Annotated in this window: 20 protein-coding genes; 9 read left to right on the plus strand and 11 right to left on the minus strand. The window is 72.3% G+C overall.

The genetic code is table 11. The features are described 5' to 3' along the window. Window positions 1-2: 2 nt before the first annotated feature. Window positions 3-509, plus strand: coding sequence for a PH domain-containing protein (locus AB0G32_RS29615; RefSeq protein ID WP_361169892.1), 507 nt, complete (start codon window positions 3-5; stop codon window positions 507-509). Continuing rightward, a complete protein-coding gene (locus tag AB0G32_RS29620) occupies window positions 506-1,831 on the plus strand; it encodes a PH domain-containing protein (RefSeq protein WP_361169896.1) in 1,326 nt (441 codons plus the stop codon). Before AB0G32_RS29615 ends, AB0G32_RS29620 begins: the two co-directional genes overlap by 4 nt. A 287-nt stretch (window positions 1,832-2,118) precedes the next feature. Here AB0G32_RS29620 and AB0G32_RS29625 read toward each other — a convergent pair whose 3' ends face one another. Continuing rightward, on the minus strand, window positions 2,119-3,435 hold the full coding sequence (locus AB0G32_RS29625; protein ID WP_361169899.1) for a hypothetical protein: 1,317 nt from the start codon (window positions 3,433-3,435) through the stop codon (window positions 2,119-2,121). 245 nt (window positions 3,436-3,680) lie between these two features. Here AB0G32_RS29625 and folP point away from each other — a divergent pair, with 245 nt between their 5' ends. From folP to AB0G32_RS29650, 5 genes are all read left to right on the plus strand, one after another. Beyond that, window positions 3,681-4,565 carry a dihydropteroate synthase gene (gene folP / locus AB0G32_RS29630; protein WP_361169902.1) on the plus strand — a complete coding sequence of 295 codons (885 nt, stop codon included), beginning with the start codon at window positions 3,681-3,683 and terminating at the stop codon, window positions 4,563-4,565. After that, the gene (locus tag AB0G32_RS29635; protein ID WP_361169905.1) at window positions 4,562-5,065 is read left to right on the plus strand and encodes a nuclear transport factor 2 family protein; all 504 of its coding nucleotides are present in this window, start codon (window positions 4,562-4,564) and stop codon (window positions 5,063-5,065) included. The genes folP and AB0G32_RS29635 overlap by 4 nt, the downstream gene beginning before the upstream one ends. 282 nt (window positions 5,066-5,347) lie before the next feature. Then, window positions 5,348-5,707, plus strand: coding sequence for a dihydroneopterin aldolase (gene folB, locus AB0G32_RS29640; protein ID WP_361169908.1), 360 nt, complete (start codon window positions 5,348-5,350; stop codon window positions 5,705-5,707). Beyond that, window positions 5,704-6,315, plus strand: coding sequence for a 2-amino-4-hydroxy-6-hydroxymethyldihydropteridine diphosphokinase (folK, locus tag AB0G32_RS29645; protein WP_361169911.1), 612 nt, complete (start codon window positions 5,704-5,706; stop codon window positions 6,313-6,315). The genes folB and folK overlap by 4 nt, the downstream gene beginning before the upstream one ends. Window positions 6,316-6,388: 73 nt before the next feature. After that, on the plus strand, window positions 6,389-6,877 hold the full coding sequence (locus AB0G32_RS29650) for a DUF3180 domain-containing protein (RefSeq protein WP_361169914.1): 489 nt from the start codon (window positions 6,389-6,391) through the stop codon (window positions 6,875-6,877). Window positions 6,878-6,893: 16 nt separating this feature from the next. Here the strand turns inward: AB0G32_RS29650 and folE are convergent, their stop codons facing one another. From folE to dacB, 6 genes are all read right to left on the minus strand, one after another. Then, window positions 6,894-7,499, minus strand: coding sequence for a GTP cyclohydrolase I FolE (gene folE, locus AB0G32_RS29655; protein WP_361169917.1), 606 nt, complete (start codon window positions 7,497-7,499; stop codon window positions 6,894-6,896). A gap of 125 nt (window positions 7,500-7,624) precedes the next feature. Then, window positions 7,625-9,667 carry an ATP-dependent zinc metalloprotease FtsH gene (ftsH, locus tag AB0G32_RS29660; RefSeq protein ID WP_361169920.1) on the minus strand — a complete coding sequence of 681 codons (2,043 nt, stop codon included), beginning with the start codon at window positions 9,665-9,667 and terminating at the stop codon, window positions 7,625-7,627. Window positions 9,668-9,841: 174 nt separating this feature from the next. Next, window positions 9,842-10,402 (minus strand): hypoxanthine phosphoribosyltransferase, encoded by a 561-nt coding sequence (hpt, locus tag AB0G32_RS29665; protein ID WP_361169923.1) that lies wholly within the window; start codon window positions 10,400-10,402, stop codon window positions 9,842-9,844. Between the two features lie 75 nt (window positions 10,403-10,477). Then, the gene (gene tilS / locus AB0G32_RS29670) at window positions 10,478-11,575 is read right to left on the minus strand and encodes a tRNA lysidine(34) synthetase TilS (RefSeq protein ID WP_361169926.1); all 1,098 of its coding nucleotides are present in this window, start codon (window positions 11,573-11,575) and stop codon (window positions 10,478-10,480) included. Window positions 11,576-11,766: 191 nt separating this feature from the next. Continuing rightward, window positions 11,767-12,897: a zinc-dependent metalloprotease gene (locus AB0G32_RS29675; protein WP_361169929.1), complete on the minus strand. Its 1,131-nt coding sequence runs from the start codon at window positions 12,895-12,897 to the stop codon at window positions 11,767-11,769. A 206-nt stretch (window positions 12,898-13,103) separates the two neighbouring features. Next, window positions 13,104-14,780, minus strand: a complete 1,677-nt coding sequence (gene dacB / locus AB0G32_RS29680; RefSeq protein WP_361169932.1) for a D-alanyl-D-alanine carboxypeptidase/D-alanyl-D-alanine-endopeptidase — start codon at window positions 14,778-14,780, stop codon at window positions 13,104-13,106. 79 nt (window positions 14,781-14,859) lie between these two features. Here dacB and AB0G32_RS29685 point away from each other — a divergent pair, with 79 nt between their 5' ends. Then, window positions 14,860-15,351 (plus strand): inorganic diphosphatase, encoded by a 492-nt coding sequence (locus AB0G32_RS29685; RefSeq protein ID WP_361169978.1) that lies wholly within the window; start codon window positions 14,860-14,862, stop codon window positions 15,349-15,351. A 116-nt stretch (window positions 15,352-15,467) separates the two neighbouring features. Next, window positions 15,468-17,138 (plus strand): threonine/serine exporter family protein, encoded by a 1,671-nt coding sequence (locus AB0G32_RS29690; protein ID WP_361169935.1) that lies wholly within the window; start codon window positions 15,468-15,470, stop codon window positions 17,136-17,138. Window positions 17,139-17,157: 19 nt separating this feature from the next. Here the strand turns inward: AB0G32_RS29690 and AB0G32_RS29695 are convergent, their stop codons facing one another. From AB0G32_RS29695 to AB0G32_RS29710, 4 genes are all read right to left on the minus strand, one after another. After that, window positions 17,158-18,147 carry a VTT domain-containing protein gene (locus tag AB0G32_RS29695; protein WP_361169938.1) on the minus strand — a complete coding sequence of 330 codons (990 nt, stop codon included), beginning with the start codon at window positions 18,145-18,147 and terminating at the stop codon, window positions 17,158-17,160. Between the two features lie 144 nt (window positions 18,148-18,291). Next, entirely contained in the window at window positions 18,292-19,053 is a 762-nt protein-coding gene (locus AB0G32_RS29700) for a MerR family transcriptional regulator (protein ID WP_361169941.1), read from the minus strand. Window positions 19,054-19,144: 91 nt separating this feature from the next. Continuing rightward, on the minus strand, window positions 19,145-19,786 hold the full coding sequence (locus AB0G32_RS29705; RefSeq protein ID WP_361169944.1) for a PadR family transcriptional regulator: 642 nt from the start codon (window positions 19,784-19,786) through the stop codon (window positions 19,145-19,147). 160 nt (window positions 19,787-19,946) lie between these two features. Further along, the gene (locus tag AB0G32_RS29710; protein WP_361169947.1) at window positions 19,947-21,407 is read right to left on the minus strand and encodes an aldehyde dehydrogenase family protein; all 1,461 of its coding nucleotides are present in this window, start codon (window positions 21,405-21,407) and stop codon (window positions 19,947-19,949) included. Window positions 21,408-21,475: the final 68 nt, after the last annotated feature.

Here is a 21,475-nt window from a genome sequence, read left to right on the forward strand (position 1 = left end):
CCATGGAGACGGGGAGTCCGGACGACGCGGGTACGGCGGCCGCGGCGGAACCGGTGTGGACGGGACTGCCGCCGGGACTGCTGCGGATACGGCGGCTGCTGCTGACGGTGTGGCTGGGGGCGGCGGCAGTCGCCGCCGGGGTGCTCCTCGGCCTGTTCGCGGGACCCGCCTGGGCCGCCTTCGCCCTGCTCCCGCTCGCCGCGCTGGCCTGGGGCCGGGTGCTGCTGGAGCGCAACTGGCGCTCCTGGCGGTACGCCGAGCGCGCCGACGACCTGCTGATCACGCGGGGCGTGCTGTGGCGCAAGGAGACGGTGGTGCCGTACGGGCGGATGCAGCTGGTGGAGGTCACCTCCGGGCCGGTGGAACGGTACTTCGGGCTGGCCAGCGTGCAGCTGCACACGGCCGCCGCCGCGACCGACGCCACCATCCCCGGCCTGGACCCGGCGGAGGCGGAACGGCTGCGCGACCGGCTCACCGAGCTGGGCGAGGCCCGGTCGGCGGGGCTGTGAAGACCGCCGGCGAGCAGGCCGGGGAGGTCGTCGAGCGGCGGCTGCACCCCGTCACCCCGCTGCGGCGCGCCTGGGCCCCGGTCGCCGTCCTGGTCGGCTGGGCGGTGCACGACCCCGACCAGGCCCAGCGCCAGCTGACCCGGCTGACCACGACCACCCTGCTGATCGGCGTCGCCGTCCTCATCCCGGCCGCCGCCCTCTACGGCTTCCTGACCTGGTGGTTCACCCACTATGCGGTGACCGGCACGGAACTGCGCATCCGCACCGGGCTGCTCTTCCGGCGCACCGCGCACATCCGGCTCGAACGCATCCAGGCCGTCGACATCACCCAGCCGCTGCTGGCCCGGGTGGTGGGTGTGGCCAAGCTCCGGCTCGACGTGGTGGGCACCGACAAGAAGGACGAACTGGCCTTCCTGGGCGCCGAGCACGCCCGGTCGCTGCGCGCCGAACTGCTCGCCCGGGCGGCCGGTTTCGCCCCCGAGGCCGCCGCCGGGGTCGGCGAGGCCCCCGCCCGGCAACTGCTGCGCGTGCCGCCCGGGGTCATCGCCGTCTCCCTGCTGCTCACCGGCGCGACCTGGGGCACGCTGCTGGCCGCCGTGGTCGTACCGACGCTGCTGTGGCTGGCCACCCACAGCCTGTGGACGGTACTGGCGACCGCCGTACCGCTGCTGGGCGGCGCGGGCGCGCGCAGCGTGGGGCGGTTCGTCGGCGAGTACGACTGGACGCTGGCCGAGTCGCCGGACGGGCTCCGCATCGACCACGGGCTGCTGGACCGCACGCACGAGACGGTGCCGCCGGGACGGGTGCAGACGGTACGGATCGTGGAGCCGGTGCTGTGGCGGCGCCGGGGCTGGGTCCGGGTCGAACTCGACGTGGCCGGCTCCGCCAACTCCGTGCTGCTGCCGGTCGCCCCGCGCGCGATCGCCGAGTCCGTCGTCGCGCGGGTGCTGCCCGGGGTGACGGTGCCGCCGCCCGCCGCCCTGGCGCCCGTGCCGCGCCGCGCGGGGCGCCGGGTGCCGCTGTGGCGGCGCGGCTACGGGCTGGCCGTGACCGACGAGGTGTTCGCCGCGCGGTACGGGCTGCTGCGCCGGGTCCTCGCCCTGGTCCCGCACGCCAAGGTGCAGAGCGTCCGGCTCACCCAGGGTCCCTGGCAGCGGACGCTGCGACTGGCGAACGTACGGGTGGACACGGGGGCCAACAAGACGGTGACGGCGTGGCAGCGGGACGCCGGGGAGGCGGCGAAACTCCTGCGCGCCCAGGCCGAACGCTCCCGCACGGGGCGCCGGGACGCGGGGCCGGATCGGTGGATGGCGGGGGGTTGATGCGGGAGGGCTGATCCGGGGGGTTGATCCGGGAGAGCTGACCCGAAGGGCTGATCCGGGAGAGCTGACCCGAGGGCCGATCCGTGGGGGCTGACCCGAAGGGCTGATCCGAGGGGCTGATCCAGGAGAGCTGACCCGTGAGGGCAGACCCGACGGGCTGAACCAGGAAAGCTGACCCGAAGGGCTGACCCGACGGGCTGATCCAGGAAAGCTGACCCGAGGGGCCGATCCGTGGGGGCTGACCCGAAGGGCTGATCCGGGAGCGGGCTGCTGCAAGCGGCCGTCCGTCAGGACACCGCGCTGCGCAGCCCCTCCACGTCGATCTGCTCGGTCTCGTCGTGCGCGGTCAGGTCGATGACCTGGCCCACGCCCCGGGACTCCGCGCCGGCCGGCTTGAACCCGGCCTCCTCCTCGGCCTTGTGCAGGGCGAGGGCCTCCTGGCCCACCACGTCGGCCAGATCCTCGTTCTGTACGGCCTCCAGGGCGCCGGCGGTGCCGTCCGCTCCCGCGCCGGGCCGCTGCGGCGTCTTGTTGCCGAAGAAGTCGAAGCCGCCCTCGACCACCGGGCGCCGCGCGGGTGCCGCGGCCGGCACGACGGCCACCGCGGTCGGCACGGTGAAGTGCCCAAGGGCCCGCCGCGTGGGCTGGGCGGGCTGCTCCGGCCCGTTCGCGTCCGCCGGGTCCTCCGCCACCGCGCGCTGGTGCCCGCCGGCCGCCTCGGGGCCCTGCGGCGCCCGGGGGCCTTCCGCCGCCCGGGACCCCTCCGGCGCCTCGGCGCCGCCCGGTGTCCCGTCCCGCGAGGCGTCGGGCTCGGCCGCCGCGCCGGCCTCCCGGCCGCCGCCACCGCCGCCGTCCCCGTCGTCCCCGCCGTCCCCGTCCGCGTCGGCCCGGCTGCCGCCGTCGCCGTCACCGTCCCCGTCCGCGCGCACCTCCGGGTCGGCGTCCAGCCGGGCCAGCGCCGACCGGGCCCGCAGGAACAGCCGTGAACCTTCCGGCGAGAAGACCGCGGGCGCCGCCACGTCCCCGGCCCCGTCACCGTCCCCGTCCTTGGATTCCTGCTCCGGGTTCTCCCCAGACTTCGGATTCGGCTTCGGCACCGGCGCCGCGTCCGGCGCCGAACGTGCCGCCGGCAGGGCGGGCGCCCCGGGCGCCGCCTCCAGTTCCAGGCGCCGGCGGCTTTCCAGGACACTGGCCCGCTCGGTCTCCGCCGTGGCGTACCGGCGCAGCAGCGCGGCGTGCTCATTGCGCAGTCCGGCGAGTTCCGCGCGCTTGGCGCGCAGCCGCTGCTCCAGCTTGCCGCGCAGTTCGCGCGACTCCTCCAGATCGGATTCCAGTTCCGCCACGCGTTCCTCGAAACGCCACTCGTCGCTCGCCCGCGCGCGCGTGAGGTCGGCGACCTGGCGGCCGGCCTGCGCGTCCCAGTGCCGCATGACGACCGCGCCGAGCACCGCGGTCACCGCCGCGGCCGCGGCCAGCGCGCGCAGCACCAGCGTTTCGCTGAACACCCAGGGGCCCACGGCACAGACGACGGAGACGCCTGCGATCGCCGACGGGGGAAGCAGCCTGTGCAAGGGCGGGGAATGGCGGTGACGTCCACGTGGCATGGCCAGAAACTTACCGCGCGTAGGCGTTTCTTGACGCCTCGACCCCGCAAAAAGACAGCTGTCCCGTAAGTGTTCACAGGGCATCAGGAAACAACACCCGGACAAGGCGCCATTTGATCAAGATCATTTATTGCCGATCGCTTCTTCATTAACGGCACGGAAAGCCAGGTCGGCCCGATTCCGCGCCCCTCCCCGCCCCCGGCCCGCGGCGGAGGACGGCCGCCCCCTGGGCCTACGCTGAACACATGAGCAAGCAGACCGGCCGCCGCCACGTGGCGGGACTGACCGCATGGGACCGCTGCGCGGTCATGGGGGTCGTCAACGTGACCCCCGACTCCTTCTCCGACGGCGGCCGCTGGTTCGACACGACGGCCGCCATCAAGCACGGCCTCGACCTGGTCGCCCAGGGCGCGGACCTGATCGACGTCGGCGGCGAGTCCACCCGGCCCGGCGCCACCCGGGTCGACGAGGCCGAGGAGCTCAAGCGCGTCGTCCCGGTGGTGCGGGGCCTGGCCTCCGAGGGGGTCACGATCTCCGTCGACACCATGCGCGCCAGCGTCGCCGAGCGGTCCCTGGCGGCCGGCGCCGCGCTGGTCAACGACGTCTCAGGCGGCCTGGCCGACGACCGGATGATCCCGGTCGTCGCGGACGCCGGCGCCCCCTTCGTGGTCATGCACTGGCGCGGCCTGCTGGCGGGCGGCAACGTCCGCGGCAGCTACGCCGATGTCGTCACCGAGGTCGCCGACGAACTGCACGCGCGCGTGCAGGCGGTGCTGGCGGGCGGCATCGCCCCGGACCGCGTCGTCGTCGACCCCGGCCTCGGCTTCTCCAAGGACGCCGAGCACGACCTGGTCCTGCTGGCCCACCTGGACCGGATCCTGGACCTGGGCCACCCCGTCCTGGTCGCCGCCTCCAGGAAGCGGTTCCTCGGCCGGGTGCTGGCCGGGCCGGGCGGCCCGGTGCCGCCCGCGCGGGAGCGCGACGCCGCCACCGCCGCCGTGTCGGCGCTCGCCGCCCGGGCCGGCGCCTGGGCGGTGCGGGTGCACGAGGTCCGCGCCACCGCCGACGCCGTACGCGTCGCCCGCGCCGTCGAACAGGCCGCCGGCCACGACCCGGAAGGAGCCGAGTGAGCGCCCCGCACCTCGATGTGGAGCAGGTCGAGGCGGCCAACACCGCCTTCTACGAGGCACTGGAGGAAGGCGCCTTCGAACAGCTGAGCGAACTCTGGCTCACCCCGTCCGACGTCGGCGTCGACGAGACCTACCACGACCCGGCCGACACCGGCGTGATCTCCTGCGTGCACCCCGGCTGGCCGGTCCTCACCGGCCGCGGCGAGGTACTGCGGTCGTACGCGCTGATCATGGCGAACACCGACTACATCCAGTTCTTCCTCACCGACACGCACGTCTCCGTCACCGGCGACACCGCAGTGGTCACCTGCACGGAGAACATCCTCAGCGGCGGCCCCGCCCCCGAGGAGGGCGACGAACTGGGCCCGCTGGTCGGCCAGCTCGTGGTCGCCACGAACGTGTTCCGCCGCACCCCCGCCGGCTGGAAACTCTGGTCCCACCACGGCTCACCGGTCCTCGCGGAGACCGACGAGGACGACGAGGAGGAGACGCCCTCCTGAGGCCCTCCAGGCTCCCTCCTGGCACTCTCCTGACCGGGGCTCCCCGGCCCCGGCCGCGGAAAGTGGTTGGAATCACCGACCGGCGGGTAGGGACGGCTACCACCCGGTGAGCCACCGGCTCCGCCCGGGAGAACGCACGGTGAAACCTCCCGGCGCCCGCCGGGCCGACCGCCCCCGCGGCCCGGGGTTGTCAGTGCTCACGGGTAGATTCGACGGTGGCTGAAGTGCCGTCCGCACCCGGCGGGGGGACCGGCCGAGACCTACGACGGCAGGAGTGATCGCGTGGATCGTGTCGCGCTGCGCGGCCTGAAGGCCCGCGGGCACCACGGTGTCTTCCCCAAGGAGCGCGAGGAGGGCCAGACCTTCCTCGTGGACGTCGTCCTGGGCCTGGACACCCGGCCGGCCGCGGCCGACGACGACCTGACCAAGACCGTGCACTACGGCATCGTGGCCGAGGAGGTCGTCGCCGTCGTCGAGGGCGAGCCCGTCAACCTCGTCGAGACGCTGGCGGAGCGCATCGCCCAGGTCTGCCTCAAGCACGAAGGGGTCCAGCAGGTCGAGGTGTGCGTGCACAAACCGGACGCCCCGATCACGGTCCCCTTCGACGACGTGACCGTCACCATCACCCGGAGCCGTGTATGAGCGCCCCCTTCCTCAAGGGCCCCAGCGACCCGACCGTCCAGCCGGTGCCCGCCTCGGTCGTCGACCAGGTCGACGCCGCCGACACCACGCTGTCCAACCCCAGGCGCGCGGTGATCGCCCTCGGCGCCAACCTCGGCAACCGGCTGGAGACCCTCCAGGGCGCCATCGACGCGCTGGAGGACACCCCGGGCGTCCGCGTCAAGGGCGTCTCCCCCGTCTACGAGACGGAGCCGTGGGGCGTCGACCCGGGCTCCCAGCCCTCGTACTTCAACGCGGTGGTGGTCCTGAAGACCACCCTCCCCCCGTCCTCCCTCCTGGAGCGCGCACACGCCGTGGAGGAGGCCTTCCACCGGGTCCGGGAGGAGCGCTGGGGCCCGCGCACCCTGGACGTCGACATCGTCGCGTACGCCGACGTGGTCTGCGACGACCCGCAGCTCACCCTGCCCCACCCCCGCGCCCACGAACGCGCCTTCGTCCTCGCCCCCTGGCACGACGTGGACCCCGACGCGGCCCTGCCCGGCCGCGGCCCGGTCGCCGACCTGCTGGGCGCCGTCGGCCGCGAGGGCGTGTCCCCCCGCGCCGACCTGGAACTCCGGCTGCCCGAGTAGTCGTTAAGGTCAACACGGGGGTCATGCACGGACGTCAGGCATGACCACGTGCGGAGATCGGCGAAGGGACACCGTGAAAGAGCTGCGCATCCGGGTGCTGGCCGGCGTCTTCGTCGTGGCCGGAATCCTCTCCTGGGCGGGCGCCCGCCTGTGGAACTCGGTCGGGACGCTGCCCAGCGTCCCGCTGGCCGCCCCGATCGTGCTGGCCCTGATCGCCGTGGTCCTGCTGGCCACGGCCCTCTCCCTGCGCGCCCGCCTCAAGGCCCAGCGCGACCGGGCCCCCGGCGCCAAGGGCGTCGACCCCCTGATGGCGGCCCGGGCGGTCGTCTTCGGCCAGGCCAGCGCCCTGGTCGCCGCCCTGGTCGCCGGAATGTACGGCGGCACCGGCGTCTTCCTGCTGGAGCAGCTCGACATCCCCGCCCGCCGCGACCAGGCCTACTACGCGGGCTTCGCCGTCCTGGCCGCCATCGGCGTGATAGCGGCAGCCATCTTCCTGGAGCGCGTCTGCAAACTCCCGGAGGACGAGGACGACGACCACCCGGGCGCGGCCTCGGCGGCCTGAGCCTCCCTGAGAGCCGTCAGCGGGCCATTATGAGGCTCATCGCCTCGGCCCGGGTCGCCGCGTCCCGCAGCTGACCGCGCACCGCCGAGGTCAGCGTCTTGGCGCCGGGCTTGCGGATGCCCCGCATCGACATGCACATGTGCTCGCACTCGACCACCACGATCACCCCGCGCGGCTCCAGTATCGCCATCAGGGAGTCCGCGATCTGCGTGGTGAGCCGCTCCTGCACCTGCGGGCGGCGGGCGTAGACGTCCACCAGCCGGGCGAGCTTGGACAGGCCGGTGATCTTGCCGCTGGTGGCCGGGATGTAGCCGACGTGCGCGACGCCCCGGAACGGGACCAGATGATGTTCACAGGTCGAGTAGACCTCGATGTCCTTCACGAGCACCATCTCGTCGTGCCCGAGGTCGAACGTCGTCGTCAGCACATCCTCCGGCTGCTGCCACAGCCCGGCGAATATCTCCTTGTACGCCCGCGCCACCCGCGCCGGCGTCTCCCTCAGCCCCTCGCGGTCCGGGTCCTCGCCGACCGCGATCAGCAGTTCGCGCACGGCGTTCTCGGCGCGCTTCTCGTCGAACTCGCCGATGGAACCCTCGCCGTCCAGCGTCACGGGGTCGGTCATGTGGTGCCTCGTTCCTGTCACGGTCCTGCTGGTCGCCCTACGGCATGACACTGCCGCGCCCCCCAGGCTAGAACCTGGGGGGCGCGGCAGGCATTCCTGGCCTGGTGGGGCCGGTGGGAGAGCGGTCAGCTCTCCGGTCGGTCCTCCGGGGCCCGCTCCGGAGCCGGCGCGGGGGCCGGGTCCGGGGTGGTGCTCTTGGCGGTGATCGACGCCGTGGTGCCGTTGGCCCCGTTCGTCAGCGCCAGCTCCTTGGGGGAGAGCACCGGCGGACGGGTGGACGGCGTACGGCGCGAGGAGCCGGTCCAGGCGGGCCTGGCCGGGCGCTTGACGATCTGCGCGAAGACCTCGGCGATCTCGTCCTTGCCCAGCGTCTCCTTCTCCAGGAGGGCCAGGACCAGGTTGTCGAGGACGTCGCGGTTCTCGACCAGGATCTCCCACGCCTCGTTGTGCGCGGTCTCGATGAGCTTCTTGACCTCTTCGTCGACCAGCGCGGCGACCTCTTCCGAGTAGTCGCGCTGGTGAGACATCTCACGCCCGAGGAACGGCTCGGTGTTGTCGCCACCGAACTTGATCGCGCCGAGCCGCTCGGTCATGCCGTACTGGGTGACCATCGCCCGAGCCAGGCCGGTGGCCTTCTCGATGTCGTTGGCCGCGCCGGTGGTCGGGTCGTGGAAGACCAGTTCCTCGGCCGCCCGGCCGCCCAGCATGTAGGCGAGCTGGTCCAGCATCTCGTTGCGGGTGGTGGAGTACTTGTCCTCGTCCGGGAGCACCATCGTGTAGCCCAGGGCGCGGCCCCGGGACAGGATGGTGATCTTGTGGACCGGGTCGGAGTTCGGTGAGGCCGCCGCGACCAGGGCGTGTCCGCCCTCGTGGTACGCGGTGATCTTCTTCTCCTTGTCGGACATGATCCGGGTCCGCTTCTGCGGGCCCGCCACCACCCGGTCGATCGCCTCGTCCAGCATGTGGTTGTCGATCAGCTTGCGGTCGCTGCGGGCCGTCAGGAGCGCGGCCTCGTTCAGCACGTTGGCCAGATCGGCACCGGTCATGCCGGGGGTGCGGCGGGCGACGGCCGACAGGTCGACGTCCGGGGCGACCGGCTTGCCCTTCTGGTGCACCTTGAGGATCTCGAGGCGGCCCTGCATGTCCGGACGGTCGACGGCGATCTGCCGGTCGAAGCGGCCGGGACGCAGCAGCGCCGGGTCGAGGATGTCGGGCCGGTTCGTCGCGGCGATGAGGATCACGCCGCCCTTGACGTCGAAGCCGTCCATCTCGACGAGCAGCTGGTTCAGGGTCTGCTCGCGCTCGTCGTGACCGCCGCCGAGGCCGGCGCCGCGGTGCCGGCCGACCGCGTCGATCTCGTCGACGAAGACGATCGCCGGGGCGTTCGCCTTGGCCTGCTCGAACAGGTCACGGACCCGGGAGGCACCGACACCGACGAACATCTCGACGAAGTCGGAACCGGAGATCGAGTAGAACGGGACGCCCGCCTCGCCCGCGACGGCCCGCGCGAGCAGCGTCTTGCCGGTGCCGGGCGGCCCGTAGAGCAGGACGCCCTTGGGGATCTTGGCGCCGACGGCCTGGAACTTGGCCGGTTCCTGGAGGAACTCCTTGATCTCGTGGAGCTCCTCGACGGCCTCGTCGGACCCGGCGACGTCGGAGAACGTCGTCTTGGGGGTGTCCTTGGTGATGAGCTTGGCCTTGGACTTCCCGAAGTTCATCACTCGGGAGCCGCCGCCCTGCATCTGATTCATCAGGAACAGGAAGACGACCACGATGAGGACGAACGGCAGCAGGGAGAGCAGGATCCCGAGGAACGGGTTCTGCTTGGCCGGCGAGACCGTGTAACCGTCCGGGATCAGCTTGTCCTGGTACTTGTTCTGCAGCGTGTTGGCGATGTCCACGCCCTGATCGCCGATGTAGCTCGCCTGGATCTTCGAGCTGCCTTCGACCTTTTCGCCGTCCTTGAGCTGGACCTTGACGGTCTGCTCGTCGCCGGTGGTGAGTTTGGCCGATTCGACCTTGTTCTGATTGATCGCCTGGACGACCTGGCCTGTGTCCACCGTCTTGTAGCCGCCGGACGAGCCGACGACCTGCATCAACACGACCACGGCAAGGACGGCCAGCACGATCCACATGACCGGCCCACGGAAGTATCGCTTCACGTCCATCCACACGGAGCGGTGCCGCCCCGTCCCTCCTGCCATAGTGAGTTTGATAAGACAGTTCTTCTGACGGTACCCCAGCTTGGTGGCCCGCAGCCGCACGGGATGGCTGGCATCCCCGTCTGCATGCTCCAACGGTGCGAGGGCCGCCTGGGTTCCCGCCCGTCCCGCACAGGTGTGTCAGCCGCCGTAGACGTGGGGCGCGAGCGTGCCGACGAACGGGAGGTTCCGGTACTTCTCGGCGTAGTCGAGGCCGTAGCCGACGACGAACTCGTTGGGGATGTCGAAGCCGACCCACTGCACGTCGATGGCGACCTTGGCGGCGTCGGGCTTGCGCAGCAGCGTGCACACCTTCAGGGAGGCGGGCTCGCGCGAGCCGAGGTTGGACAGCAGCCAGGACAGCGTCAGACCGGAGTCGATGATGTCCTCGACGATCAGGACGTGCTTGCCCTTGATGTCGGTGTCGAGGTCCTTGAGGATGCGCACGACCCCGGAGGACTGGGTGCCCGCGCCGTAGGAGGACACGGCCATCCAGTCCATGGTGACCGGGGTGGACAGCGCCCGGGCGAGGTCGGCCATGACCATCACCGCGCCCTTGAGGACTCCGACGATGAGCAGGTCCTTGCCCGCGTACTCAGCGTCGATCTCCGCGGCCAGCTCGGCCAGCTTCGCGTCGATCTCTTCCTTGGTGATGAGTACCCGCTGAAGGTCGGCACCCATGTCGTTCGCGTCCACCCGCATCACTTTCGTCGTCCCGCATGTACGGCCTCCGGCTGCCCGGTCCGGCCGCCGGAGTCTGGCTCCGGGCGGTCGTGCTCAGCCTTGCCGAATCACCAGTCTGCCACCCTGCCGACGGGCGACGACCTTGCCGGGCAGGTTGATGGCCCCCTGACCGCGCCAGCCGGTGATCAGCTTGTCGATTTCCTCGACGTGCCGGGCGAACAGCGAACCGGCCGGGGCGCCCGCCTCGATGACGGCCCGGCGCAGGATGCGGCGGCGCACGGCGGGCGGCAGGGCGTAGAGCTTGCCGCACTCCAGCAGCCCCGCCGCGTCCCGGACCTCGGGCTCGGCCCGCCGGGCCCAGCCGTCGAGGGCGTCGGCGTCGTCGCGGGAGAGCTGGGCGGTGCGGGCCAGCGCCTCGACGACACCCTTGCCGAGCGCCTTCTCCAGGGCGGGCAGGCCCTCGTGGCGCAGCCGGGAGCGGGTGTAGGCCGGGTCGGTGTTGTGCGGGTCGTCCCAGACCGGCAGGGACTGGGCCATGCAGGCCCGGCGGGCGGTCTGCCGGTCGAGCTGGAGGAACGGGCGCCGGTAACGGCCGCCGGCCCCCGAGACCGCGGCCATGCCGGACAGGGAGCGGATGCCGGAGCCGCGGGCGAGGCCCAGCAGGACCGTCTCGGCCTGGTCGTCGCGGGTGTGGCCGAGCAGGACGGCGGCGGCGCCGTGCCGCTCGGCGGCGGCGTCCAGGGCGTCGTAGCGGGCGTCGCGGGCCGCTGCCTCGGGGCCGCCGCCGCGGCCGACCGTCACGGCGGTGGACTCGACCGGGTCGAGGCCGAGCGCGCGCAGCCGCAGCACGACCTCCGCGGCCCGCAGGTCGGAGCCGGCCTGGAGGCCGTGGTCGACGGTGACGCCGCCGGCCCGGATGCCGAGCCGGGGTGCCTCGAAGGCGAGGGCGGAGGCGAGCGCCATGGAGTCGGCGCCGCCGGAGCACGCCACGAGCACGAGCGGGGCGGGGCGCTCCGGTGCCGGGGAGTACGCGGAGGAGCGCGGGAGCGCGGCGGCGGTGACGCCCCGGTGCGCGCTGTGCCGCTCTTCGCGATGGCCGCCGGGCTGCTCGCTGTGGTGTTCGGTGAGGATGTCGTGGAGGACGCGGCGGACCGCCAGGCGTATCGCCGCGACCGCAGGATGGGGACCCATGTCCGGTGCCCTTCATGAAGTTTTCTGGGGGGGTGCCCGTAGTCGGTCACGCAGAGTGTGTAGATGGTGACAGAAACGGGCCGTTACCCGAGCATCGCACGCCTGCCGGAGCCCGACGGTCCCTCGGACGGGTGATTGAAGGGGCGTTCATCTGCCGCCGGCGGGCCCCTTCGCACGCCCCTGAGCCCCGCTCACGACTCGGACTTGCGGTGCACCCGCGCGATCCAGTCCGCCGGTTTGGCGATCTCCGTCTTGGTGGGCAGGGTGTTGGGCGAGGTCCACACCCGGTTGAAGCCGTCCATGCCGACCTCGTCGACGACGGCCCGCACGAAGCGTTCGCCGTCCCGGTACTGGCGCAGCTTGGCGTCCAGGCCGAGCAGCTTGCGCAGCGCGAGGTCGAGCCGGGAGGCGCCCTTGGCGCGGCGCTGCTGGAACTTCTCGCGGATCTCCCCGACGGTCGGCACCACCTCGGGCCCGACGCCGTCCATGACGAAGTCGGCGTGCCCTTCCAGCAGGGACATCACGGCGGTGAGCCGGCCGAGGATCTCCCGCTGGGCCGGGGTCTGCACCAGTTCCACGAGCGACCGGCCGCCGTCGTCCTCCTCGCCCTCGGGGCGTCCGCCGGCCAGCGTCTGGGCGGCCTCGCGGACCCGTTCCAGGACGGTCATGGGGTCGACGTCGGTCTCCCCCAGGAAGGACTGGATCTCGCTCTCCAGGTGGTCCCGCAGCCAGGGCACCGCCGTGAACTGCGTGCGGTGCGTCTCCTCGTGCAGGCACACCCACAGCCGGAAGTCGTGCGGGTCGACGTCGAGTTCGCGCTCGACGTGGACGATGTTGGGGGCGACGAGCAGCAGCCGGCCGCCGCCGCTGCCGGCCGGCAGGTCGCGGGTGGCCGGGGCGAAGGTCTCGTACTGGCCGAGGACCCGGGAGGACATGAACGACAGCAGCATGCCCAGTTCCACGCCGGTGACCTTGCCGCCGACGGCGCCGAGGACCGCGCCGCCCGGGGAGCCGCCGCGGCGCTCCTCCATCTTGTCCAGCAGGGGTTTGAGCAGTTCCCGGAAGCCCGCGACGTTGGCCCGCACCCAGCCGGGGCGGTCGACGACGAGGACGGGGGTGTCGGCGCCCTCCTCGGAGACCATCCGGGTGAACCCGCGGACGTGCTCCTCGGACGCCTTGGCGTGCCGGCGGAGTTCCGCGACGACGGCCCGGGCCTCGTCGCGGCTCACCTCGGGCCCCGGCCTCACCAGGCGGGTCGCGGTCGCCACCGCGAGATTCCAGTCGACCATCCCGGAAGATGCGGCACCACCGATGCTCGTCATGCGTCAACCGTACGTGAGCCCCGCCGTCGGGGGCAGGCCGTGCGCGGCGCCGGTGGGACGGACCCGGGGCACCGGCGCCCGGCACGGGCCTCCCGGCAGCAGCGGTCCGCACCCCTGGGCGAGGACCGCAGGCAGCCGCTCGGCGCACGGGGCGTCGCACGCGGCACCAGTGCGACGGGCCCCGGGGGCGTCGCTCTCCGCGCGGGCTACCGGCAGCCGCAGTCCGCCAGCGCCGTCGCCAGCCGGTCCAGGGTGGCCTGGGCGGCCTGGGCGTCGGTGGTGCCGTCGGCCAGGAAGGCGAAGCCCAGCACCCGGCCGTCCTGGGTGACGACCGTGCCGGCCAGGGTGTTTACGCCGGTCAGGGTGCCCGTCTTGGCGCGTACCAGGCCGGCGGCGTCGGCCGTGTCGACCGTGTCGTCGGTGGTGCCGGTGTCGTCGCTGTCGTCGGCGTCATCGGTGTATCGGCCGCTGAGCGTCCCGGTGAAGCCGGCCACCGGCAGTCCGGTGAGGACGGTGCGCAGCTCCGGGCGGTCCGGGTCGGCGGCGGTGGCCAGCAGGCCGGTGAGCAGGCCGGCGGTGAGCCGGTCGGCGCGGTCCAGTCCGCTGCCGTCGTGGAAGTCGGCGCCCTTGACTGACAGGCCGAGCTGCTTGAGGCGGGCGGTGATCGCGGCGGCGCCGCCCTTGAAGTCGGCCTTCTTGCCGCTCGCCAGGGCGGTGTGCCGGGCCAGCGCCTCGGCCAGGTCGTTGTCGCTGTTGGTCAGCATCCGTTCGACCAGGGCCGACAGCGGCGGCGAGGAGACGGTGGCGAGGGTGTCGGCGCGGCCGGTCGCCTTGGACGGGCCGGGGGCCGACGCCTTGACGCCCCGCTGCTCCAGCAGCTCCGCGAAGGTGCGGGCGGCGGCCGCCGCGGGGTCGCTCTCGCGGGCCGCGGGGCCGCTGGTGGAGTCGTCGGTGCGGGCCTCGTCGGCCATCAGGGCGGTGACGGTGGCGAGGTTGTCGTTGACCCCGATCGGGTGCGCCCCGGAGCCGGCGTAGAGCGTGGTGTCGTAGGAGAGCGTCACCTCGCGCACGTCCTGCTTCTTCAGGGCGCGGGCCGTCTTCGTGGCGAGGGTGCGCAGGCTGGCCAGGCCGTCCGGGTCGGCGCGGGCGGTGAGGGTGGGGTCGCCGCCGCCGACCAGGACGAGTTCGCCGGTGTCGGGTTCCAGGGCGGCGCGGGTGGTGAGGCGGTGGTCGGGGCCGAGGGCGGTGAGGGCGGCCACCGCGGTGGCGATCTTGGTGGTGGAGGCGGGGGTGAAGGCGGCGCCGGTGCCGGTGCCGTACAGCCGCTTGCCGGTGGTGAGGTCGACGACGGAGGCGGCGTGCCGGGCGCCGAGCGCGGAGTCCTTCAGCAGCGGGCTCAGTACGTCCGTCAGGGCGGTGCCCCCGGTGGCGCGCCCGGTGCCGGTGGTGGCGCCGAGGCCGGCCAGGACGGAGCCGGCGCTCGGCGCGGGCCGGGGCGGGCCGGCCGCCGTACCGGAGCCGGTGCCGGAGCCGGTGCCGGTGCCGAAGCCGGTGCCGTGATCTGCGCCACCCGTGTGCTCCTGTGCGACGGCCCGGTCGCGCTCGGCCGTACGCTGACCCGTGGAGTCCCAGGGGCCCGCGGCGGTCACCACACCGGCGGCCAGCGCCAGTCCGGCGGTGGCGGCACCCGCGGTGTACCGCCAGGTCCCCGGTGCCGTGATCCCGGCGAGCCGGGGCGCCGTGGCCCGAGCCAGCCGCGCGACCCGCGGCGCGGCCGACCGCGCGGCGCGTGCGGACCGCAGTACCGCAGGTCGTACGGCGTCCACGGCCCGCGCGACACGCGGTCCGGCGGACCGCCACGGTCCCAGTCCCACCACGACCACCAGCCCCTTTCGCGATCACGCACCTGCGTGAGGGACACTTAACCACCAGAACTATGTGCTGATCATGGAGGAGCGTCCGGTGGAGTTCGACGTCACGATCGAGATCCCGAAGGGTTCGCGGAACAAGTACGAGGTGGACCACGAGACCGGTCGTATCCGCCTGGACCGCCGCCTGTTCACCTCGACCGCCTATCCGACCGACTACGGCTTCGTCGAGAACACCCTCGGCGAGGACGGCGACCCGCTGGACGCCCTGGTCATCCTGGACGAGCCGACCTTCCCGGGTTGCCTCATCACCTGCCGCGCGATCGGCATGTTCCGGATGACGGACGAGGCCGGCGGCGACGACAAGCTGCTGTGCGTGCCGTCGACCGACCCCCGGGTGGAGCACCTGCGCGACATCCACCACGTGTCGGAGTTCGACCGCCTGGAGATCCAGCACTTCTTCGAGGTCTACAAGGACCTGGAGCCCGGCAAGTCCGTCGAGGGCGCCAACTGGGTGGGCCGTACGGACGCCGAGGTGGAGATCGAGCGCTCCTACAAGCGGTTCAAGGAGCAGGGCGGCCACTGAGCCTGCTGATGCCCCACGAGGGTGACGGGCCGTACGCGGACGCGTGCGGCCCGTTCGTGTTTGTGTGCGCATACTGAGGGCTACTGGAGGTTGTGGTTGTAGGGAGCTATGTGCAAGTGACGGACGCGGAGGACCGGAAGCCGCAGTCGGACGAGGCCAGGAGTGCCTTCCGGCCGCCCAGCGGGCTCGCGGCACCGGCCGACGGGGAGTCGTCGACGACGTCGGAGTTCGCGCTGCCCGAAGGGCTGGCGGTGCCGAAGGCCGGCCCGAGCGAGTCCGAGGTGACCTCGGAGTTCGCGCTGCCCGAGGGGCTGGACGCACCGCAGGCGACGCCCGCGGAGTCGTACAGCGTGAGTGCCTTCACCCCGCCGAGCGGTATGCCGGCGGTGAATCTCACCAAGGATCTGCCCTGGCAGGACCGGATGCGCACGATGCTGCGGATGCCGGTGGCCGAGCGGCCCGCGCCGGAGTCGCCCCAGCGGCACGACGACGAGACCGGACCGGCTGTGCCGCGGGTGCTCGACCTGACGCTGCGCATCGGCGAGCTGCTGCTCGCGGGCGGCGAGGGCGCCGAGGACGTGGAGGCCGCGATGTTCGCGGTCTGCCGCTCCTACGGCCTGGACCGCTGCGAGCCGAACGTCACCTTCACGCTGCTGTCCATCTCGCACCAGCCGTCCCTGGTGGAGGACCCGGTGACGGCGTCGCGGACGGTACGCCGCCGGGGCACCGACTACACCCGGCTCGCGGCCGTGTTCCAGCTGGTGGACGACCTCAGCGACCCGGAGACGCAGATCTCCCTGGAGGAGGCGTACCGGCGGCTGGCGGAGATGCGCCGCAACCGGCACCCGTATCCGACCTGGGTACTGACCTCGGCCAGCGGGCTGCTGGCCGGCGCGGCCTCGCTGCTGGTCGGCGGTGACCTGATCGTCTTCGTCGCGGCGCTGCTGGGCGCGATGCTCGGCGACCGGCTGGCCTGGTACTGCGCCGGGCGCGGGCTGCCGGAGTTCTACCAGTTCGCGGTGGCCGCGATGCCGCCGGCCGCGATCGGGATCACGCTGACCCTGACCCATGTGGAGGTGAAGGCGTCGGCGGTCATCACCGGTGGACTGTTCGCGCTGCTGCCGGGGCGGGCGCTGGTGGCGGGCGTGCAGGACGGGCTGACCGGCTTCTACATCACCGCGGCGGCGCGGCTCCTCGAGGTGCTGTACTTCTTCGTCAGCATCGTCGCCGGGGTGCTGGTGGTGCTGTACTTCGGCGTCCAGCTCGGCGCCAAGCTCAATCCGGACGCGGCGCTGGGCACCGGTGACGATCCGGTGGTGCAGATCATCGCCTCGATGCTGCTGTCCCTGGCCTTCGCCATCCTGCTCCAGCAGGAACGATCCACCGTGCTGGCGGTGACCCTGAACGGGGGCGTGGCCTGGTGCGTGTACGGGGCGATGCACTACGCGGGCGAGATCTCGCCGGTCGCCTCCACGGCCGCGGCGGCGGGTCTGGTGGGGCTGTTCGGGCAGCTGATGTCCCGGTACCGGTTCGCGTCCGCGCTGCCGTACACGACGGCGGCGATCGGACCGCTGCTGCCGGGTTCGGCGACGTACTTCGGGCTGCTGGCGATCGCGCAGAGCGAGGTGGACCGGGGACTGGTGTCGCTGTCCAAGGCGGTCGCGCTGGCGATGGCGATCGCCATCGGGGTGAACCTGGGGTCGGAGATCTCGCGGCTGTTCCTGAAGGTGCCGGGGGCCGCGAGCGCGGCGGGGCGGCGGGCGGCCAAGCGGACGCGGGGCTTCTGACGCCCCGCGGTTCCTGGTCCTAGTAGCCCTGGTTGTTGTACGGGTTGGGGTTGCCGTACGGCTGTTCCTGCTGGCCGTGGCCCTGCGGGTACTGCTGCTGGGGGTACTGCTGCTGCGGGTACGGCTGCCGCTGCGGGTACTGCTGGGCGTACGGCTGCTGCTGCGGGTACGGCTGCTGCTGGTTGCCGTACTGCTGGTCGCCGTACTGCTGCTGCGGGGGCTGGTGCTGGTCGGCGGGGTCGATGCGGCGGAGCTGGGTGGTGGCGTCGTCCATGGCGGGCGGCTCGTAGGGGGTCTGCGCCTGCGGGGGGTACTGGGAGTTCTGGGGGCTCTGGAAGTTCTGGGGGTGCTGGGAGTTCTGAGGGTTCTCGGGGTGCTGGGGGTTCTTCTTGTTCTTGGCGCGGGCGCGCAGGAACTCGATCGCGATCGGGACGACCGAGATCAGGACGATCAGGATGAGGATCGCCTCGATGTTCTCCTTGACGAAGTCGATGCCGCCCAGCCAGGAACCCAGCAGGGTGACGCCCGCGCCCCACAGGACGCCGCCGATCACGTTGAAGGTCAGGAACGAGCGGTACTTCATGCCGCTGACGCCGGCGACGATCGGCGTGAAGGTGCGCACGATGGGCACGAAACGGGCCAGGACCAGGGACTTTGGCCCGTACTTCTCGAAGAAGTCGTGCGCCTTGACGACGTTCTCCTGCTTGAACAGGCGGGAGTCGGGCCGCTTGAACAGGGACGGGCCGACCTTCTTGCCGAACATGTAGCCGGCCTGGTCGCCCAGGATCGCGGCCAGGCAGATCAGCGCGATGGCCGCCCACAGGGGGAAGTCGAGCTGGTTCGACGTGATGAGCAGGCCGGTGGTGAACAGCAGCGAGTCGCCCGGCAGGAAGAAGCCGATGAGCAGGCCCGACTCGGCGAAGACGATGAGGAGCAGGCCCCAGATGCCGAACGTGTCGAGGAGGTAGTTCGGATCCAGCCAGCTCGGGCCGAGGGCAAGCGTCGTCACGGTTCCGGGCTCCTGTGGGGTGGAAGGGTGAGGCGTTGGAACACGCCGCGCACAAAGCTATCAACGCCTTGTGCCCGCCCCAGGTTCCACCGGTGGGACCAGGATGAACTGTGGCCACCCTCGGGCCGGGCTGTGAACCGCGGATCAGCCCGCGCGGCGGTCCGCGTTGGCCGTGATCGCGTCCTTCAGGTGCTCGGCGAGGCCGGGGCGCATCGCGTCGTAGAACGCCTTGAAACGCTCGTCCGCCACGTACATCCCGGCGAGGCAGCGGTGCGTCTCGTAGGAACAGTCGTAGTACCAGGTCCCGATGTGCTGCCGGTGTTCCTCCGCCATGCACATGGCGGCCTCGCCGGCCGGGGGCTCCCCGGCCGCCATCAGCGCGGCGTAGCGCTCGCTCCAGTCGGCCACCTCGGCCTGGAGCCGTTTCCAGTCCTCCTTGGTGTACCGCGCGACCCGGCGCTGCGACTCCGCGTACGCCTCGGTGCCGCCCCAGCGCGCCGCCGCCTCGTCGGCGTACTGCTCCGGGTCCTTGTCCCCGAACACCTCGAACCGTTCCTCGGGAGTGAGGTCGATGCCCATCCTGCGTGCCTCCATGGCCTGCTCCACGGCCGCCGCCATCTCGCTCAGCTGCTCGATCCGGGCGGTCAGCAGCTCGTGCTGCCGGCGCAGCTGTGCGCGCGGATCCGCGTCCGGGTCGTCGAGCAGGGCGGCGACCTCGTCGAGCGGGAAGCCGAGCTCCCGGTAGAACAGGATGCGCTGCAACCGGTCGAGGTCGGCGTCGCTGTAGCGCCGGTGCCCCGCGCGGGTGCGCTCGCCGGGGGCGAGTAGGCCGATGTCGTCGTAGTGGTGCAGTGTGCGCACCGTCACTTTGGCGAAGCCGGCCACCTGTCCCACGGAGTAGCTCAACTCCCCGCTCCCTTCTTCCGAACTTCCGACGCGGACCACGCTGCCGCCTCACGCGACGTGAGGTGCAAGCGCGGGGGGCGGGGTCCCGGGCTCAGTGGCGGTCGCCCGGGTGCGGCTCGGGGGTGCCGTACGGGTTCTGCTCGCCGTCGCGCAGTACGCCGACGAACGGCTCCCCCTCGCCCGCGAAGGTGTAGGCGCCGGCCCGGACGCGCTCGACCAGGCCGCGGGTCCAGCGGGCGCCGGTGTCGGCCGAGTCGACCCAGAAGTGCATGATCTCGCCGATGTGGCCGAGCTGCTGGGGCCCCTCTTCGGGCGTGTAGTACTCGGTGACGGTCTTCCGCCACGCCTCGATGGCCCGGATCCGCTCCTGGAGCAGTTCCAGCACTTCCGCGCGGGGCAGGTCGACCATGCAGCCCAGCCCGGCGGAGAGCACGTCCGGCTTCTGGTCGTAGGCGGTGAGGGAGCGGCGCAGCAGGGCGAAGTACTCGCGGGTGCCCGCCTCGGTGATCTCGTACTCGGTCCGGGGCGGGCCGCCCGCGGTGGACGGGGCCGTCTCGTGCGCGAGCAGCAGTCCCTGCTTCGCCATCTGCTTCAGGGCGTGGTAGATCGAGCCCGGCTTGGCGTTGGACCACTCGTGCGCGCCCCAGTACTCCAGGTCGCTCCGCACCTGGTAGCCGTGGGCCCGCCCGTGCTGGCGGACCGCGCCGAGCACGAGGAGACGGATCACTGACATGGGGTCCAGGTTAGGGCGCGGGGCGCGGAGGTGCGGGGCACAAGGGCGCGGGGCACAAGGGCGCGGGGCTCAGGGCACAGGGCTCAGTGCTCAAGGCACAGGGCTCAGTGCTCAGGGGCGCGGGTTTCGTCGGGCCGTCCTGGCGGCGGGGCCGCCCCGGTCAGAACGGGAAGCGGCTCCGCCCGTGCTGCACCGAGATCCACTTCTGCGAGGTGAAGGCGTCCAGCATCGCGTCGCCGTTGAGCCGTCCGAGGCCGGAGTGCTTCTCGCCGCCGAACGGCACGATCGGCTCGTCGTGCACGGTGCCGTCGTTCACGTGGAACATGCCGGTGTCGATCCGCTTGGCGAAGTTCACGCCCCGCTCGACGTCCCGGGTGTGCACGGCGCCGCTGAGGCCGTACGGCGTGGCGTTGACCAGGCGCACCGCCTCCTCCTCGCCGTCGAACGGGACCAGGAAGGCGACCGGGCCGAAGACCTCCTGGCGCAGCAGCGCGGAGTCGGCCGGAACGCCGGTGAGCACGGACGGCTCGACCAGGTTGGCGGTGCGCCCGCCGTGCACCAGGGCGGTCGCGCCCTCGGCGAGCGCCTGCGTCACGACGCCGGCGACCGCGTCCGCCTGCCGGGAGTTGATCAGCGGGCCGATGACGGTCTCCGGGTCGGCCGGGTCGCCGGCCTTGAGGGTCTTCACCTTCGCGACGAACTTCTCGGTGAACTCGTCGGCGACCGACCGGTCCACCAGCACCCGGCCCGCGGCCATGCAGACCTGGCCCTGATGGACGTAGCGGCTGAAGACGGCCGCGTCCACCGCGTAGTCGAGGTCGGCGTCGTCGAGCACCACCAGGGCGCTGTTGCCGCCCAGTTCCAGGACCGCGCGCTTGAAGTGCGCGGCGCAGACGGTGGCGACGTGCCGGCCGACGGCGTCCGAGCCGGTGAAGGAGATGACCTTGGGCACCGGGTGCTCGACGAAGGCGTCGCCGATCTCCGCGATGTCCGTCACGACGACGTTGAGCAGACCGCCGGGCAGACCCGCGTCCTCGAAGATCTTGGCGACCAGGGTGCCGCCGACGATCGGCGTGTTCTGGTGCGGCTTGAGGACGACGCCGTTGCCGAGGGCGAGCGCGGGGGCGACCGACTTCAGGGAGAGCAGGAAGGGGAAGTTGAACGGGCTGATGACGCCCACGACGCCGACCGGGACCCGGTAGACGCGGTTCTCCTTGCCGTCGGCCGGGGAGGGCAGGATGCGGCCCTCGGGGCGCAGCGCCAGGTGCACCGCCTCGCGCAGGAACTCCTTGGCGAGGTGCAGTTCGAAGCCGGCCTTGGTGCGGGTGCCGCCCAGCTCGGCGACGATCGCCTCGGCGATCTCCGCCTCGCGCTCCTCCACGATCCGCAGTGCCCGCTCGAACACCGCGCGGCGGACGTACGGGTTGGTCGCCGCCCATTCCCGCTGGGCGCGCTCGGCGGCCCGGTAGGCCGCGTCGACCTCGTCGGCGGTGGCTATCGTGATCGAGGCGAGCTTGGCGTCGTCGTACGGATTGAAGTCGATGATGTCCCAGGAGCCGGAACCGGCCCGCCACTCACCGTCGATGTACTGCCGCGCCAGATCGGTGAAGTAGGACGACATGTGATCCCTCAATCCCTTGCTGCCGGGGCAGGCGGAGTCGACGACCGATCGCCTTCACGATCCGTCCA

Source organism: Streptomyces sp. NPDC023723, assembly GCF_040639815.1.
Classification (GTDB): Bacteria; Actinomycetota; Actinomycetes; order Streptomycetales; family Streptomycetaceae; genus Streptomyces.

Excerpts from the sequence above, each read along its gene's own strand:
- AB0G32_RS29615 (WP_361169892.1), top strand. The coding sequence starts at position 3 with ATGGAGACGGGGAGTCCGGACGACGCGGGTACGGCGGCCGCGGCGGAA.
- AB0G32_RS29625 (WP_361169899.1), bottom strand. The coding sequence starts at position 3,435 with ATGCCACGTGGACGTCACCGCCATTCCCCGCCCTTGCACAGGCTGCTT.
- folP (WP_361169902.1), top strand. The coding sequence starts at position 3,681 with ATGAGCAAGCAGACCGGCCGCCGCCACGTGGCGGGACTGACCGCATGG.
- folK (WP_361169911.1), top strand. The coding sequence starts at position 5,704 with ATGAGCGCCCCCTTCCTCAAGGGCCCCAGCGACCCGACCGTCCAGCCG.
- folE (WP_361169917.1), bottom strand. The coding sequence starts at position 7,499 with ATGACCGACCCCGTGACGCTGGACGGCGAGGGTTCCATCGGCGAGTTC.
- ftsH (WP_361169920.1), bottom strand. The coding sequence starts at position 9,667 with ATGGACGTGAAGCGATACTTCCGTGGGCCGGTCATGTGGATCGTGCTG.
- hpt (WP_361169923.1), bottom strand. The coding sequence starts at position 10,402 with ATGCGGGTGGACGCGAACGACATGGGTGCCGACCTTCAGCGGGTACTC.
- tilS (WP_361169926.1), bottom strand. The coding sequence starts at position 11,575 with ATGGGTCCCCATCCTGCGGTCGCGGCGATACGCCTGGCGGTCCGCCGC.
- AB0G32_RS29675 (WP_361169929.1), bottom strand. The coding sequence starts at position 12,897 with ATGACGAGCATCGGTGGTGCCGCATCTTCCGGGATGGTCGACTGGAAT.
- AB0G32_RS29705 (WP_361169944.1), bottom strand. The coding sequence starts at position 19,786 with ATGTCAGTGATCCGTCTCCTCGTGCTCGGCGCGGTCCGCCAGCACGGG.
- AB0G32_RS29710 (WP_361169947.1), bottom strand. The coding sequence starts at position 21,407 with ATGTCGTCCTACTTCACCGATCTGGCGCGGCAGTACATCGACGGTGAG.